We start from the raw sequence: 17,317 nt of genomic DNA, 5'->3' as shown, positions 1-17,317 counted from the left end.
AAGATTGTTTTGGGAATATGAAATTAAGATATGCATTATTGATCTTATGTCTATCAGTTTTTTTCGCTGAGGCATGCGCTCAGGGAAAGATTGACGCAGTAAAAATAAAGGGTACTTCTGTAGATATATATCTACCTCCTTCCTACGATTCTTCAAGTGAATATCCAGTCGTGTATTTCAACGATGGTCAAATGTTATTTGGGCACCCCACCTTAACGATCGCCTTGCAGGATATATTGGATAGCCTAATTAACAAAGAGCTACTGGACGAAATTATTGTTGTTGGAGTGTTTGCAGATCAGCTAAGGGCAGAAAAGTATGTACCCTATCAAAATGACCAATTCGAACGATTGCCAAACGGTGACTCTTATGCCTCCCACTATGCCAATTTCCTCATTGATGATGTAGTTGCTTATGTCGATGAAAACTACAGTACAATACAGAAATCAGATGGAAGGGCCGTTTTTGGATTTTCCTTTGGTGGTTTAAATGCTTTGTGGATGTTATTGAATCGACCTGAAACTTTTTCAATGGCGGCCGGCATTTCTGCTTCTATGTGGGTTGAAGATTTTGCTATGTTTGATGAAGTCGAAAAGTATAAGCCCAACCAGAAAATTTGGTTTGATATCGGTACTTCTGAATGGAATTATTATGTGCCGTTTCAAAAGCATCTAAAAGCGCAAGGGGCAGAGATCAACAATAAGATTTATTACTACGAAGTAAAAGATGCAGCTCATACCTGGGAGGATGTAAGGCAACGGGTGCACATGCCTTTCCTGGTGTTTGCCGGAAAAAAATCTCATATTCCTTCAAAAATGACGGTAGAAATAGAAGTAATTCCAAGTAAATCGAACCCTCAAAATAAATTCACTAGACTTAACCCTATAATATCTTGTAAGGATGGATTGAGGTATTCATTGGCTTATGAGGCGAATTATGAAGTACTTAATCCAAGTGCTGGTGAAGTACATGAAGACGGTAGGTTCGAATTATATGGTAATGAAAACCTTGAAGTAGAGGTCAGTTACCTTTCTTTTTCAAAGAAAGTAAAAATACGCTCAAAGCTTGTGAATTAGTCAGACATCAGTCGATTGGTTAAGATCTTTTTCGATTCCTCTCAAACGATCTTGGCAATATTTGACCAATTCGTTGGCTCTTTTCACCAAATCAGTAATTTGGTCCACATCCACTTCTTCTGATTCAAGTTGTTCACAAATAGTTTGCAATTCGTCGTAGGCAGATTGATAGGTTAATTTCTTTTTACTCATTTGGTTTTGTTTACTGTGCTGATAATGATTTGAGATGCAGTTTGAGTTTCTATCTGATCTCCTGACTCTAGGTTCTGATTTTTTAATGCCTTTCCGTTCAGACGGGTTATCGAATACCCCTTATTCAAAATGTTTTGAGGGTTATAAGCGTCAATGAGTTTTTGATTATGATTTAAATTATCTGTTTGACGGTTCAGTATGCTTGAAGGTTTGTGTTCAATAAGTTGAACAAATTGTTTGAGTCGAAGGTTGTGCTCTTGTAATATTTGATTTACACTCAACTGCCATTTAAAATTCAACTGATTGATTACCTCGTTTTGGCGATAGAGCAGTTCTTGTGTTTGATGATTGATCGACTCTTGAATTTGATTTATCTCGGATTCGAAAGAGAGCATTCTTGCTATTAAAAACTCAGCGACTGAGGTAGGAGTTTTCAACCTTGTGTGTGCCACTAAATCAGCAATAGACTGATCTCGTTCATGTCCTATGCCAGTGATTATGGGTAATGGAAATTGAGCAAGGTGTGCGCATAGGTCATAGTCATCAAAACAGTCTAAATCCATCTTGGATCCACCACCGCGAATGAGAATGATCGCTTCATAGCCAAGCTCAGACTCATGGATTTTGTGGAGAGCTTCTATGATCGACTGCGGGGCTGAATCACCTTGCATGGTAGCTGGATACAAATCTAAGGTTGCTTGATACTGGTAGGGATTGCTTTCAAACTGATTGATGAAGTCTTCATACCCTGCCGCAGATTCGGAGCTAATGACAGCCAACCGCTGAGGAACGAGTACCAGCTCCAATGAGTGGTTCATGTCAATGATTCCTTCAGCTTCCAACTGATTGAGCGTCTCCTGTTTTTTTCGCTCTCTTTCTCCAATGGTAAAATTGGCATCAATGTCTCGAATGTTGAGACTGAGGCCATAGACTTCATGAAACTCCAAGGAAGCGTTAAACAATACTTTCATTCCTTGTTTGAGTTCAGTTCCCGTCTGAGAGACAAACCACGGATGAATCTCGCGAAACACATTGGCCCAGATAGTTCCTCTGGACTTTGCTTTGACGAAGTTGTTTTCTTTTTCTACCAATTCAAGATAGCAATGACCATTGCCATGTAGATTGATCTGCCCTATTTCTGCAATGATCCAGTAGGAGCGTTCAAGGCTGTTGGATAAGGCACCTTTGACTAGTAAGTTGAATTCGTGGAGGGAGTAATGATTCACAAGTCAAAAGTGGATCAATCTTGATCAATTCCCAAAACTTTGCGTAATGAAAAAAAGGTTTTGCTATTCAGTTCCCAAAAGTAGGTTCTTGATGTCTTTTTGGTAGTTTCGACCGATAGGTAGGAGCTTGTCAGCAATTTCAACCTGGTTTCCATCTATGGCCTTTACTTTATTAATGGCTATAATATATGATCGATGTATTCTTACAAAGTCATCACCAGGTAAAATTTCAGCTATGCCGACCAGATTGTTGTGATTGATTAGACTTTCATCGTAGGTTTTGATTCGAACATAATCTTTTAGACTTTCTATATATAAGATGTCGTCTAAGTAGACCTTGATCATTTTTTTATCAATCTTGAAAAACACATGTGCTTTTTCTCCATCGTCTGAGCTACTTCCGTCAGTAGACTCTTTTTCTGTGTTTCTTTGCTCTATGCGGTTGACAGTTTTCATGAAACGCTGTAGAGAAAAGGGTTTAACTAGATAATCGATAACATCAAGTTCAAAACTTTCAACAGCATATTCTCTATAGGCTGTAGTAATGACAACAGCAGGTGGGTTTTGTAAGCTTCTTAGAAAATCCAGACCTGAAATCGTGGGCATATTAATATCAAGAAATATAACATCTACCTCTTGATTGGATAGAAAATTAAACCCCTCAACCGCGTCTTTACAAGTCCCAACCACTTCAAAATTCTTAAAATTGACCAAGAAGTTCTTAATCACATTAATGGCTAGTGGTTCGTCATCTATTATCAAACAATTAATTTTCATTCAGCGGTATATTTAAAACAGTCTTATATTTATCTTCTCCTTCGATCAAATCTAGCTTGAAATCCGTATCGTATATCAATTTAAGCCTTCTTTTTGTATTTTCTAAACCAACCCCGTGATTATATGTTTTTAGTCCATTGTCTGCAATAGGTCCTGGTGATTTGTTGTTTTCCGTAATGAAAGTAAGTCTTCCATCTTTGACATTAAGGGAAATGAGAATTGGAATATCTTGACCAATGAGTCTAGTGCCATGCTTAAAACTGTTTTCGATAAATGGTAATAGCAGGACAGGAGGAATCAATTTACCCTCAATGTCTCCCGATATTTCTAGATCTACATTGAGTCTTTCACCATACCTAAGCATTTCAAGATCAAGGTAATTCTGAATGTGCTTGATTTCTTTGACGAGTGGTACGTTCTTTTGTTTAGCGTCATAGATGACATAACTCATCAACTCCGATAGCTTGAGAACGGTATAGGGTGCCTTGTTCGATTTGTCTAAGGTTAGTGAATAAAGATTGTTCAGCGTGTTAAAGAAAAAGTGAGGCTGAATTTGAGATTTTAGGAAAGCCAGTTCAGTTTCAAGGTTTACTTTTTGAAGCTGAGCGGTTTTGTTTTTGAATTGAATCCAGTCTATTGTCATTTTGATAGCGGTGCCGATCGCCACTACATATACCTCCCCAATAAACGAGGCCATCACATAGTTAAAATTGAATAGCGACAAATCCTGAATACCTGATTCTTTATATACTTCTGTAGTGACAAATAAATAGGTAATAATGATTCTAACAATAGTAATCCCAAGGGTAGAAAGGAAGAGTACAATTATATACCAAGTAATTTTTTTGGGAATGAGCCTAGGCATCAGGTAGTATATATTAAAATATACTATTACTATATGCAATGGAAACTCAACCAGGTTAGATCGGAAGGAATAGGCGTAGTCATCAAAATATGAACCCCAGCGCACCCAATTAAATGAGAAGTAAATAACCCAAAACAAGGTATGGTATACAACTGGTCGCTTGGCAAAGCTCAATGTCCTTTGCATAGAGGTTTCTTCTGGCTTAAAAAAAAGATGATCGGAAGTTAACACTATTACTGTCAGTTGTAAAATGAAAATGTCCGATATAATATCAAATATTTAATAAGGAGTCTCAATATTTCGCTCTATGGCTGTGAGTAAAAGCTTAATGGTAATAATTCACTATTGAGAGATACATTAGAGTAGAAGGCTTCATTCGAAGGTAAAATCCCACCATTCAGCTATTTATTTTTAATAAGGCTTAAAGATTTGTGAAAATAGAGGATGCTAAAATCTATTAATAATGACTAAATCTAAAATTAAGTCTATGAAACAGAGAATACTTTTATTAAGTTTTGTCATGGGTATGGTGCTAATGGCACAAGCCCAAACCCGGACTTTGACTGGTAAAGTCACCGGAGCAGACGATGGCGCTGCTTTACCGGGGGTGAACGTGTCTGTAAAAGGCACAAGTACAGGTACCATTACAGATATTGATGGTAACTACAAGGTGGAAGTGTCAGACGCAGATGTTCTGGTATTTTCATATATTGGTTATGCTACTCAAGAAGCCACAGTAGGAGGTAGAAGTGTAGCGGACATTATTTTGGCTGTTGATGCTGAGCAACTTGAAGAAGTAGTTGTTACTGCCTTGGGTATCGAGAGAGAAAAGAAATCTCTTGGATACGCGGTAACTGAACTCGGAGGTAATCAAGTAAGTGAGGCAAAGGAAAATACCTTTGTAAATTCACTGTCTGGTAAGGTAGCTGGTCTTCAGGTCTCACAAAATGCTGGTGGGGTTGCTGGGTCAGCAAGAGTGGTACTAAGAGGTAATTCTTCCTTAACAGGAGATAACAATGTACTTTACGTAGTTGATGGTATTCCATTCGATAATACTTCCAACGGTACTCAAGTAGACGAATGGGGTAATAATATGGATTATGGAAATGGTATTGGAGATATCAATCCGGAAGACATAGAAACCATCTCCGTATTGAAGGGTGCTACGGCAGCTGCACTATATGGTTCAAGAGCTACTAATGGCGTAATATTAATTACAACTAAAAAAGGTAAATCTGGTTCTGGAATTGGTGTCTCATATACTTCTAACGTGGTGTTTGAAGAGGCTGCCTATTTTCCTGAATTACAAAATACTTATGGCCAAGGAGCTGATGGAAACTTCTTGACAGATGTTGATGCAGTAAGAGGTGCAGGTTCTTGGGGCCCAGCTATGGCAGGTCAAAATGCATTGCTTTGGACTGGCGAGAACGGAGCTTACAGTGCTCAACCTGATAACATGAAGGAATTTTTTGATCTAGGAAAAACTTGGACCAATACGATCTCTCTAGATGGTGGAAATGAGCAAACTTCTTTCAGGTTGGGTTATACGAATGTCTCTAACTCAGGAATTGTTCCAAATAGTGGCTTGGATAGAAATTCATTCACCGTAAGAGTAAATTCTCAATTGACTCCTAAGCTTTCAGCTGATGCAAAGGTTTCTTATGTTAACCAGAAAGTAGAAAATCGTCCGAGTATGTCTGGATGGGGAGACAACGTAATGTTAAACTTGGTTGGCATGCCAAGAAACACCGATATGGACGAGTTAGCCGATTATTATGATGCAAATGGGGTTGTAAGAACACCTGTTAGTACTTATGGTAACAACCCATATTATACAGTTAATGAGATGTTTAATGAAGATACTCGTAATAGAGTTTACGGGGTTACTTCTTTAAATTATAATGTAACTGACTGGTTGAAAGTAATGCTAAGAGGCGGAACGGATTATACTGTTCAAAAAATATTCTCTTATACAAAAGCAGACCATCCGTTCAACGGTTCGGTACTTAATGACCTTACTTACACGTCACAAGAGTCTAACTTTGATTTCTTGGTTTCCGCAAATAAGGATTTGTCGTCAGATTTTTCTGTAGGAGTGAACTTAGGGGGTAATCTGAGAAAAAATAAGAATACAACTGCTGGTTATCAAGGAAGTGGTTATAGTTTCCCAGGGGTATATAACATTCTAAATACCAACACAAAAACGGTAAACGCTGGTGCAGGTGTTTATGACAAAGAAGTACAATCAATATATGCTAGTGGTCAGTTTGCATACTTAAATGCAATCTTTGTTGACTGGACAGCTAGAAACGACTGGTCTTCGACTCTTCCAGCATCTGACAATTCATATTTCTATCCATCTGTTTCTACTAGTGTTGTAGTTTCAGATTTGATTGATGGATTAAATGGGGGAGCATTATCCTTTCTAAAAGTTAGAGCATCATATGCTCAAACTGGTAATGATACTGATCCTTATAAGTTGAGTAACTTATTTATTGTAGATGGTGATTCATATTTGGGCTTGAATACTGCAAGCATCAACCCAGATAAAGCAAATGCAAACCTAGTTCCTGAGAAAACAAATGCAGTAGAAGCTGGTATTGATGTTCGATTTTTAGAAGGAAGGTTTGGTGTTGATTTTGCTCTTTACAAATCAAATACAACAAACCAGATTATGCCAATTTCTACAGCTAGAGAATCTGGTTATTCAAGAGCTTGGGTGAATGCCGGAGAGGTTGAAAATAAAGGCTGGGAAGCTGCCTTTAGTGCAGAAATTCTTCGTGGAGGTGAATTTACCTGGACAGCAAATTTAAACATGTCTTCTAACGAGACTAAGGTTATTGAATTGGATCCTGAAAATGGAATTGAAACACTTGACCTAGCTCAAGGCGGTGGCGGCGGAGTATTCTTCGTATCTGCTGTGGCAGGAGGAAACTACGGTGAGATTAGAGGGTTTGGTTATCAAAGAAATGATGCTGGTCAAATTATTGTTGATTCTGAAGGATTGCCTTTGGCTACAGAAGAAAGAATTTCTTTTGGAGATTTTAACCCAGATTTATTGGGTGGATTAACAAATACCTTTACTTATAAAAACTTTGCGCTAGATTTCTTGATTAGCTTCAGAAAAGGTGGAAAGATCATGTCTGTTACCGGCGCTGTTCTTGACGGAAATGGTGGTAGTGAAAGGTCATTAGAAGGACGTGATGGAGGTATTGTGGTTCCTAATAGTGTTACTGAGGCAGGTGACCCTAATACTACGTCAGCTACTGCTATGAGATATTGGGGATCTAATTATGGTTCAAGAAATATCATCGAAGATTACGTGAAGGATGGAAGTTTTGTGAAGTTTAAGGAAGTAACTCTTTCATATAATTTGCCTTCAAGCGTTCTTGCCAATACACCATTCAATAGAGTATCTGTAGGTGTTACAGGAAGAAATCTATTTTTCCTATCAAGAACTATCAAGGATTTTGATCCTGAAGTTTCTGGATACAACAGTGGTAACGGTCAGGGCATAGAAGCTTATGCATTGCCTGCTACCAGAAGTTATGGTTTCAACCTTAAGGTTAATTTCTAAAAAATAAAGAATAAGAACTATGAAAAAGATATTATCAATAATCTTGGTATTCGTAGCTGTAGCCTCTTGTACAGATGACTTTGAGGATATGAATACGAGTCCAAATAGTCCTTCCGCAGCTGGAAGTGACAACTTAGCTCCCGTGTTTACCTATGTGCAAAGACATGCTTTTGCAGAGACTAGGTTTAATACCTGGAGAGGTAACTTGATCTTCGGATCAAGATTTGCTGATCAATGGTCATTCAGTTTTGCTGGTACTTGGTTTGGAAACGCTGCAGGATTCTCATACAATGCAGGCTGGACCGATGCCGCATGGGATGATCCTTATTCAAAAGTATCTGCTAATTTGGTAGCTCTTTTGGATGGGACAGCTGAAGGCGCAACAGCCGAAGATCCAGCTATCAATGCTATTACTAGAGTGATGAAAGGTTTCTTCTATCAAAGAATGACGGATCAATTTGGAGCTATTCCATACTCTGAAGCTGGTACAGGTACAGCAGCACCAATTTTTGAATCACAACAAGATGTCTATAATGATATCATGGCTGAATTGGGTGAAGCTATTACGGAACTTAAAGCCGTAGGAGCTACTCATGCTTATGCTGGAAATGATATAGTTTATGGAGGCGATGTGTCTAAGTGGATTAAAGCTGCGAATACGCTTCGTTTGAGAATGGCTTTAAGAGCAAAGGATGCTCCTGGAAGTAATTCAGATGCAGTTATATCTGCAGCGATGGCGGAAGGGAGCTTTTTAAGCAGTAATGATGACACCTTCTCTGTTGATAGAGATTATACAAATGCAAATAACTTGTTCAATGGCTATAGTGATATTTGGTGGACATGGGATCCAAGTCCGGCAGCTCAGTGGGTACTAAGTAGCACACTAGTGGATGCACTTAAAACTAACAATGATCCTAGATTATTTGCTTTTGCTCAGCCTATAGATGGCGGTACTGCAGGTAACTCAGCTGATTATTCAGGTTCAATTGTTGGAGCTAATACTGATTATATCAATGCGAACACGTTTGAGTCATTTTCTAAACCAAATGCGAGCATTTATTCTGATCAAAGTGATGTCATGTCTTCTTTAGTAATGACGTATGCAGAAGCTGAATTGCTTCAAGCTGAAGTAGCTTTGGACGCAGGAAATCTTGGTACGGCTCAGACACACTTTACCAATGCCATACAAGGTCATATGGAATACTGGGGAGTGCCAGCAGCTGATATTACTACATATTTGACTGATCCATCTGCTACGTTAGTAGCTGCTACTGCATTTGATCAAATTGCTTTGCAAAGATGGTTTGCTGCTTATACTTATGGATATGAGGCTTGGGCAATTTCAAGACGAATGAATGTTGCTGAGCAGTTAGGATTCGATTCTAAGCCTGCCTCAGGTACTGGCACACCAGGTTTTGCAAACACTGTTGGCGGTGCAGGCAATGTGTTGCCGAAAAGATTGAGATACTCTTCAAATGCAGTACTGTTGAATGCAGCAGGTGTAGAGCAGGGTAATTCATTGAATGGAGGAGATGATGCAATGACTACCAAACTTTGGTGGGACGTTAATTAATCGAAGTTATCTATAAATTTAAAAGACCATCCCGCTGGGGTGGTCTTTTTTCATTGATAAAAAAAAGCAATTAATGCAAAAATATATTCTGTCAATTTTGGTTTTGGTAGCGTTTGCATGTACACAACGCGAGGAAGCAGACAATAGCCCTCTTTTTGAAGAAATAAGTGCGCTGACATCCGGGGTGAATTTCAAAAACGAGGTCCCAGAATCGGCTAGCATGAACTCATTTGTTTATGAATATTACTACAACGGTGGTGGCGTTGCTACTGGAGACCTTAATGGTGATGGTTGGGAGGATATATTCTTTACCAGTAATCTTGGTCCTAATGCTATCTATTTAAATACTGGTGACTTTCAATTTGTAGATATTAGTAAAAAAGCAGGAATAGAGGGGAAGCAGGGCTGGACTACCGGTGTAAGTATGGTGGATATTAATGCCGATGAAAAGCTAGATATTTATGTATGCTATTCAGGCCCTTTTGAAAATGATTCGTTGAGAACCAACGAACTTTTTATAAATCAAGGAAATGATCAATCAGGGAATCCAATATTCATGGAGCAAGCTTATGAGTTTGGATTGGCTAGTAGTTCGTTTTCTACGCAAGCAGCATACCTAGATTATGACTTAGACGGAGATTTAGACTTGTTTCTTTTGAACCACAATCCATCGAGAATTACAGAAAACGAATTGGTGGAAGGCAGAGATAAACTTAGTGAAGTTGGTGATCAATTTTTTGAAAACCAAGATGGAACGTTTGTCGAAAAGACCAAAGAATCTGGGATATACTCAAATGCAATCTCTTATGGACTAGGTGTTGGTGTTGGAGACTTAAACAAAGATGGTTGGCCTGATATCTATATCTCCAATGATTATGAAGAAATGGATTATTTCTATATCAATCAAAAGAACAAGACTTTTAAGGAGGCGGTCAAATTTGCAACGCGACACGTTTCGAACTTTTCTATGGGTAACGATATTGCTGACTACGACAACAATGGTGCTCTAGATGTATTGGTGTTGGATATGGTGTCAGAAGATAACTATGGGATTAAAACAAGTATGCCTTCTATGAACCCGGAACTTTTCAACAAGAGAGTTCAACAAGATTTCCATTATCAATACATGTATAATACACTTCAGAGAAATTCGACATTCGTTGATGATGAAGGGATTCCTAAATTTACCGATGCAGCACGGCAAGCAGGGTTTACCAATACTGGCTGGAGCTGGGCTCCTTTGCTGGCCGATTTCGACAATGATGGTTGGAAAGATGTTTTCATAACCAACGGGATAAAGAGAGACTTTCGAAACAATGATTTTAATATCTACCTCAAAAAGATAATGTCTTCGAATCCTTCTTATTTGGATAATCCAAAAAACATGGTGGGGGTAATGAATAAAATTCCTCAAAAGCCACTAAAAAATTACTTCTACCGAAACAATGGTGACCTCTCATTCGAGAAGGTTTCAGATGTCTGGTGTCCAAGTCTTTCAAAATCTTTATCTAATGGAGCTGCCTACGCAGACTTGGATAATGATGGGGATTTGGAGCTTGTCATCAATAATATGGATGGTAAGGCATCAATCTACCAGAACAACTCAACAAATAACTATATCAAACTTAAACTTAAAGGGCGGGCACAAAACCCTGAAGGAATAGGAGTGAAGATTTGGGTCTATCAGGATCAAAAAATCCAGTATTATGAACATTATCGGGTTAGAGGATTCCAGTCCAGCGTGTCTGATGGTGTTGTAGCAGGGATGGGTAAGGGCGATAGAATTGATTCAATTAGAGTAGTGTGGCCCAATGGATTTTCTAATCTACTTACTGATGTTAAATCCAATCAGACAATAATATTAAATGAAGGGAATGCTACACAAAAACCTAATAAACCTCAAGATCAACCAAAAATATTTACGGCAGAGCAAATTGTTGAAATTCACCATTATGAAAACAATTTCAATGACTATTCTAAACAGGTTTTATTACCTCATAAACTCTCCCAACTAGGCCCTGCTCTTTCAGTTGGTGATATAAATAATGATGGCCTCGAAGATCTTTTTATAGGGCAGGCAAATGGATATAAGTCTAGCCTTTATTTGCAGACAGCAAAAGGTAAATTCGTTCAGTCTCAGCAGTTTGATGATAGGGATAATGAAGCCATTGACGCAGTATTCTTCGATTTTGATGGAGATGAAGATTTGGATTTGTATGTGGTGAATGGAGGTAATGAATTTGAAGAAAAAGATAAAAGGTACGCTGATAAATTTTATATCAACACAAAAGGAGAGTTTAGAGATGCATCCGAATTACTACCAGATATTTATGAAAGCGGCTCTGTAGTCAAAGTGCAAGATTTTGACCAAGATGGATTACTTGATGTTTTCGTTGGAACCAGACATAACCCAGGTGACTATCCAAGTCCTGCTTCCAGTCATCTATTTAAAAATACAGGCGGTGGATTTGTAGATGTCACGCACGAATTTGCCATTGGACTTAATGATTTAGGGTTAGTTACTGATATGGAATGGGCTGATGTAAATCAGGATGGGATTAAAGACATGATTATTGTGGGCGAATGGATGGTGCCATCGATATTTACTTTCGATAATGGAAGGTTCTCTAGGTTTTCAAATTCAACATTGGATAGCTTAAGAGGGTGGTACAATTCTGTCAATGCCGTTGATATTGATCAAGATGGTGATTTGGATTACCTTCTAGGGAACCTGGGAAACAATTATAAATATCAAGCGTCAGTTTCAGAACCATTTGAAATATACTATGCAGATTTTGATGGGAATGAGTCTAACGACATTGTTTTGGGTTACTACAACTTTGGAGAACTTTATCCGGTCAGAGGTCGGCAATGTTCCAGTCAGCAAGTTCCTGAACTAAAAAAAGAATTCACTAATTATCACAGTTTTGGAAGCTCGTCACTAGCAGAAATATATGAATTAGGCAACAAGTCGAATGTTTTAAATTATAAGGCTACCAATTTTTCTAGTGGTGTACTGTTGACAACCAAAGCAGGATTTGAATTTATGCCATTTCCTAATGTAGCACAATTGTCCAGTGTGAACGATTTCCTAATTGAGGATTGGGACAAAGATGGTCATATAGATTTGTTGTTGGCTGGAAATTTATATCAGTCGGAAATAGAAACTCCAAGAAACGATGCAAGTTATGGTTTGCTTCTCAAGGGGGATGGACTTGGCGGTTTCTTGACCATGGATGCCGATGTCTCTGGTTTTTTTGTTGAAGGTGAAGTAAGAAAGTTGAGTAAGGTGATCGTGAATCATCAACAATTTGTGATTTCAGCGACAAATGAAAGGCCTCTTTTTTTTCATAGGGTAAAAGAGGATTAATTCAGTCTCCATTCAGCTTCAATTTTATGCCAATCAGCTAAATACTTTCTTTTGTTCTTATGGCAGACATACCTTAGTAATCACAATTAGTAGTAGTACAAGAAATTAAATTAGAGTTTTGGGTTAGAAAGGGTCACGTTTTGCGTGATCTTTTCTTTGTTATAAGGCTAACTAATTTTAGTGTGTGTTGGGTGCGGATGATCTCGCTGCTTTGGTTGTTTAGAAACAATAACTGGAAATATGAAATACACATTTATAATTATCTTGTTAGGCGTATTTAGTCTCTTTACATTCAGCCTGTCTATTGCTCAATCCCCTTACTCAGTTCGTGGTCTCTGCATTGCTGCTCCTGAAGCTCAAAATGTAGATAGTTGGTGCAAGTTTATTGAAAAGGACCTAGCTGAAGATGGACTAAATACGCTCATCCTGCGAGTTGACTATCGATATCAATTTAAATCACATCCTGAGTTGGTTGATGAAAACCCATTGACCGAGGCAGATGTGAAAAAAATTGTTAAAGTTTGTCGAGAAAACGGCATCAACCTTATTCCCCAGATTAATTTGCTAGGTCATCAGAGCTGGGACGACCGGATAGGTATGCTGCTCAAAGTGTATCCCCAGTTTGACGAAACACCAAATGTAAAGCTCCCAGCTCCTGGTACTTATGAATGGCCGAATGCTGATGGGTATTATTGTAAAAGTTATTGCCCCAGGCATCCTGATTTACATCCCATCGTGTTTGACTTAATCGACGAAATATGCGAGGCATTTGAGTCAGATGCTTTTCACGCTGGATTGGACGAAGTGTTTTATCTTGGAGAGAAGAACTGTCCTAGATGCGCTGGTAGAGATCAAGCACAGTTGTTTGCTGATGAGGTGACTACATTACGCAATTATCTCAATTTGAAAAACCGGAAGTTATGGATGTGGGGAGACCGTCTGATAGATGGTCGCACGACAGGCATAGGGCTTTGGGAAGGCAGCTACAACAATACATACCGAGCCATTGATATGATACCCAAAGATGTGGTGGTCTGTGATTGGCATTATGAAAGAGCTGACCCTACAGCTTTCCTATTTGCCGCTAAAGGTTTGCAAGTACTTTCTTGTTCGTGGAGAAAACCTCAACTGGCGATCGCTCAGCATGAATTAATGAAAACTTTCAAAAACAACTCAACCTCAGAAATGAACCCTAAGTATTTGGGAATGCTTCATACCTGTTGGGGATCTGCAGAACGTTTTATGGCATCGTACACGGGGAAGGATACCTCAAACGATAGGGACAAATCAGCAGACTGCTTAAAAAAACTGACGGAAGTTTGGCAAGAGTAGTTTTGTTAGAAAATCCATTTAGCTTCAAAAAATGCCAGTTTAGCTAATATTTTTCCTCTCCATTCATTGAATATCTAGCTTTATTTCATAATTAATCAGGTAAAAGTGGGATTACGCACTTTTTAAAAGAAATTGGATATGAGCATAACAATGGTAAAAGATACCGCAATAGCATCGAAGAGGACCAGTCGAAAGGAGTGGAGTGCGATGGAATCTACCAAATTTGAGAAGATACATACCGAAATATTTAATGACTCAGATAAGGCATCTAAAATCATTGCCCAGGAAATCGCGGCTTTGATTAGATATAAAACGGAAAGAAATGAAAAGTGTATTTTAGGATTAGCCACAGGTTCTTCGCCGATTGAAGTATATGCAGAGCTAGTCAGAATGCATAAAAAAGAAGGATTGAGTTTTCAAAATGTGGTTTCCTTCAATCTAGATGAATACTATGGGCTTGACAAGACGGATAACCAGAGTTATATTCATTTTATGCATCATCATTTGTTTGATCATGTAGATATACTTTCTGAAAACATTAATGTTCCTAGTGGAAAAATTGCTTTTGAACATATAGCTGAGTACTGTACACAGTACGAAGAAAAAATTGAAAGTTACGGTGGTTTAGATTTCCAGCTATTGGGAATTGGACGAACCGGTCACATTGGTTTCAACGAACCAGGCTCCAAGATCAATTCAACCACGCGAATGATTACTTTGGATTATCTAACTAGACAGGACAATGCCTTTGCTTTCAATAGTATGGCGGATGTACCTCGAAAGGCAGTTACGATGGGAGTAGGTACTATTCTCAAGGCCAAACGAATCGTAATCATGGCCTATGGAATGAAAAAGGCTGAGATTGTAAGAAAGACAGTAGAAGGAGAAATGTCAACTGACGTCCCAGCTTCTTTCCTACAAGATCATGAGGATGTGACTTTTGTGCTTGATGAGAATGCATCTCTGGATCTTACCAGATTCCAGACGCCTTGGCTTGTTGGTGACTGTGAGTGGACCAAGGATTTAAAGAAAAAGGCTGTTGTTTGGTTGAGCCAAAAACTGAATAAGCCAATTCTTAAACTCGCCGACAGAGATTACAATGATCACGGCATGTCAGAGATATTAGGTGAAGGTGGTGCTTATGAGGTTAACATTAAAATGTTTAACCATTTCCAGCATACCATTACTGGATGGCCTGGAGGAAAACCAAATGCTGATGATTCAAATAGACCGGAAAGAGCGACACCCACAAAAAAAAGAATAATTATATTCAGTCCACACCCTGATGATGATGTGATCTCAATGGGTGGTACTTTTTTGAGGTTAGTGGATCAGGGACATGAAGTGCATGTAGCTTATCAAACTTCCGGAAACATAGCAGTAGCTGATCATGAAGCCAATCGATTCGCTGAATTTGCTCAGCAGTTGTACGAGTATGCTGCAGGTGATAAGGCAGACACTAAAGTGTTTGATAAGATCTTCAAAGAACTAAACAGTAAGTCTAAAAAAGAAATCACTCCTGTAGATGTCAGGAAAGTAAAAGGTTTGATTCGACGTGGTGAAGCTATAAGTGCTTGCCGTTATTATGGTATTCCAGATAGTCAGGTCCATTACTTGGATTTACCGTTTTACGAAACGGGTAAAGTGGAAAAGAACCCATTAGGAAAGGCCGATGTTGAGATCATTAAGAACCTCATTGAAGAGGTGAAACCACATCAAATCTATGCGGCTGGTGACTTGGCCGATCCACATGGTACTCATGAGGTTTGTCTGAAAGGTATATTTGCCGCTTTGGAAGATCTGAAAAAGCAAAAGTTTATGAAGGACTGTTGGGTTTGGCTATACAGAGGAGCTTGGCATGAGTACCCAATAGATGAAATTGAAATGGCAGTGCCTATTAGTCCTGAAGAATTGATGAAGAAAAGAATGGCTATTTTTAGGCATCAATCTCAAAAAGATGGCGTAGTGTTTCAAGGGGATGATAGCCGAGAGTTCTGGCAAAGATCTGAAGATAGAAATAGAGAGACAGCCGAAATGTATGATAGTCTTGGATTAGCCGAATATGAGGCTATAGAAGGATTTAGAAGATATCATTTCCTCTAGATCATTAAAATAAGTTGCTCGGCGAGCATTTCGCCGAGCTTAATTAAACTTCACAATTTGAATAAAGATCGACTCCTAAGCCTTGATGTTTTTAGAGGCCTGACCATAGCAGCCATGATATTGGTAAATGATCCAGGTTCCTGGTCATACGTTTATGCACCGCTGCTTCATGCGAAATGGCATGGTTGTACACCTACGGATTTAATATTTCCGTTTTTCTTATTTATGGTCGGTATGGCTGTTTCACTAGGTAAGCCAAAAACGGGGGAGGATCGAAAATTAATCACCAAAAAAATTCTAAAAAGGAGCTTGTATCTGTTTCTGATTGGTCTCTTTCTCAATGGATTTCCATATTTTGAACTATCTACTCTTCGAATCCCAGGTGTTTTACAGCGCATAGCGTTAGTTTTTCTATCGATCGCTTTAATGCATCATTATCTAAAAGAAAGAGTTCAGGTGATAGTTGGAATTTTGTTGCTTGTTGGATATTGGCTAATCATGAGTTTCATACCTGTTCCTGGTATCGGCGAAGCTAATCTTGAGCCTGAAACTAATTTCTCTGCCTGGTTTGATCGATTATTTCTTAGTGGCCATATGTGGCGCTTGAGTGAAACGTGGGATCCTGAGGGATTGCTCAGCACTTTGCCCGCTGTCGTCACTGGGTTGCTAGGTGTTTTTACCGGTAAGATTTTGTTTGCTGCTGAAAATAAGGCACTAGGACTGAGTAGAGTATTTGTGCTTGGTAATGTTTTAATCGGAATTGCACTCGCTTGGGATATGATCTTTCCAATCAATAAAAGTTTATGGACCAGCTCGTTTGTTTTATATACTGGTGGGATTGCCATGAATTTTTACGGGATTTTGTTTTGGCTACTTGATATTCAAAAGTACCGTTCCAAACTTACATTCCCTTTTGAAGTTTTTGGTTCCAATGCTATAACCGCCTATACGTTGTCTGGGGTACTAGCTTCTCTTTTTGGGATAATTCCCCTCGCTGATAGTTCTATTCATCAAGTGTTGTATAGTGGCTTGGTTGATATTTTTGGTGATTACCATTTTGCATCTTTATCATATGCGATTGGATTTGTGGCACTTTGCTATCTTCCAATTTTAGTATTGTACAGAAAGAAGATTTTTATCAAAGTATAGGAGGAATTAAAAATGTCGTAATAATTTTAAATTTTGTTGTAATTCTTTCTAAGAAAATGAAGTGAAAAGGAGATTAC

11 protein-coding genes are annotated in these 17,317 nt (G+C 38.6%); 7 read left to right on the top strand and 4 right to left on the bottom strand.

From position 1 onward, the window contains the following. The first annotated feature begins 17 nt into the window (after window positions 1–17). The gene (locus ACO6S2_RS13205) at window positions 18–1,076 is read left to right on the top strand and encodes an alpha/beta hydrolase (protein WP_422359029.1); all 1,059 of its coding nucleotides are present in this window, start codon (window positions 18–20) and stop codon (window positions 1,074–1,076) included. Here ACO6S2_RS13205 and xseB read toward each other — a convergent pair whose 3' ends face one another. The 4 genes from xseB to ACO6S2_RS13185 form a co-directional block, all read right to left on the bottom strand. Continuing rightward, on the bottom strand, window positions 1,077–1,268 hold the full coding sequence (gene xseB / locus ACO6S2_RS13200; RefSeq protein WP_422359028.1) for an exodeoxyribonuclease VII small subunit: 192 nt from the start codon (window positions 1,266–1,268) through the stop codon (window positions 1,077–1,079). Continuing rightward, window positions 1,265–2,494: an exodeoxyribonuclease VII large subunit gene (xseA, locus tag ACO6S2_RS13195; protein WP_422359027.1), complete on the bottom strand. Its 1,230-nt coding sequence runs from the start codon at window positions 2,492–2,494 to the stop codon at window positions 1,265–1,267. Before xseA ends, xseB begins: the two co-directional genes overlap by 4 nt. A gap of 63 nt (window positions 2,495–2,557) precedes the next feature. Beyond that, window positions 2,558–3,271, bottom strand: a complete 714-nt coding sequence (locus tag ACO6S2_RS13190; protein ID WP_422359026.1) for a LytR/AlgR family response regulator transcription factor — start codon at window positions 3,269–3,271, stop codon at window positions 2,558–2,560. Then, a complete protein-coding gene (locus tag ACO6S2_RS13185; RefSeq protein ID WP_422359025.1) occupies window positions 3,261–4,136 on the bottom strand; it encodes a sensor histidine kinase in 876 nt (291 codons plus the stop codon). Before ACO6S2_RS13185 ends, ACO6S2_RS13190 begins: the two co-directional genes overlap by 11 nt. Before the next feature lie 487 nt (window positions 4,137–4,623). On the opposite strand from ACO6S2_RS13185, the gene ACO6S2_RS13180 reads away from it, so the two are divergent. The 6 genes from ACO6S2_RS13180 to ACO6S2_RS13155 all read left to right on the top strand — a co-directional run bounded on the left by ACO6S2_RS13180 (window position 4,624) and on the right by ACO6S2_RS13155 (window position 17,240). Then, on the top strand, window positions 4,624–7,713 hold the full coding sequence (locus tag ACO6S2_RS13180) for a SusC/RagA family TonB-linked outer membrane protein (protein WP_422359024.1): 3,090 nt from the start codon (window positions 4,624–4,626) through the stop codon (window positions 7,711–7,713). Between the two features lie 19 nt (window positions 7,714–7,732). Further along, window positions 7,733–9,286, top strand: a complete 1,554-nt coding sequence (locus ACO6S2_RS13175) for a SusD/RagB family nutrient-binding outer membrane lipoprotein (RefSeq protein ID WP_422359023.1) — start codon at window positions 7,733–7,735, stop codon at window positions 9,284–9,286. A gap of 73 nt (window positions 9,287–9,359) precedes the next feature. After that, window positions 9,360–12,656 (top strand): VCBS repeat-containing protein, encoded by a 3,297-nt coding sequence (locus ACO6S2_RS13170; RefSeq protein ID WP_422359022.1) that lies wholly within the window; start codon window positions 9,360–9,362, stop codon window positions 12,654–12,656. Window positions 12,657–12,896: 240 nt separating this feature from the next. Continuing rightward, window positions 12,897–13,988, top strand: a complete 1,092-nt coding sequence (locus tag ACO6S2_RS13165; protein WP_422359021.1) for a family 20 glycosylhydrolase — start codon at window positions 12,897–12,899, stop codon at window positions 13,986–13,988. 138 nt (window positions 13,989–14,126) lie between these two features. Beyond that, entirely contained in the window at window positions 14,127–16,091 is a 1,965-nt protein-coding gene (gene nagB, locus ACO6S2_RS13160; protein ID WP_422359020.1) for a glucosamine-6-phosphate deaminase, read from the top strand. Window positions 16,092–16,148: 57 nt separating this feature from the next. Then, window positions 16,149–17,240 (top strand): acyltransferase family protein, encoded by a 1,092-nt coding sequence (locus tag ACO6S2_RS13155; RefSeq protein WP_422359019.1) that lies wholly within the window; start codon window positions 16,149–16,151, stop codon window positions 17,238–17,240. Window positions 17,241–17,317 lie beyond the last annotated feature (77 nt).

This window comes from Reichenbachiella sp., assembly GCF_965233835.1.
Taxonomy (GTDB): Bacteria; Bacteroidota; Bacteroidia; order Cytophagales; family Cyclobacteriaceae; genus Reichenbachiella.
This window is presented reverse-complemented; position numbering and strand designations above follow the sequence as displayed.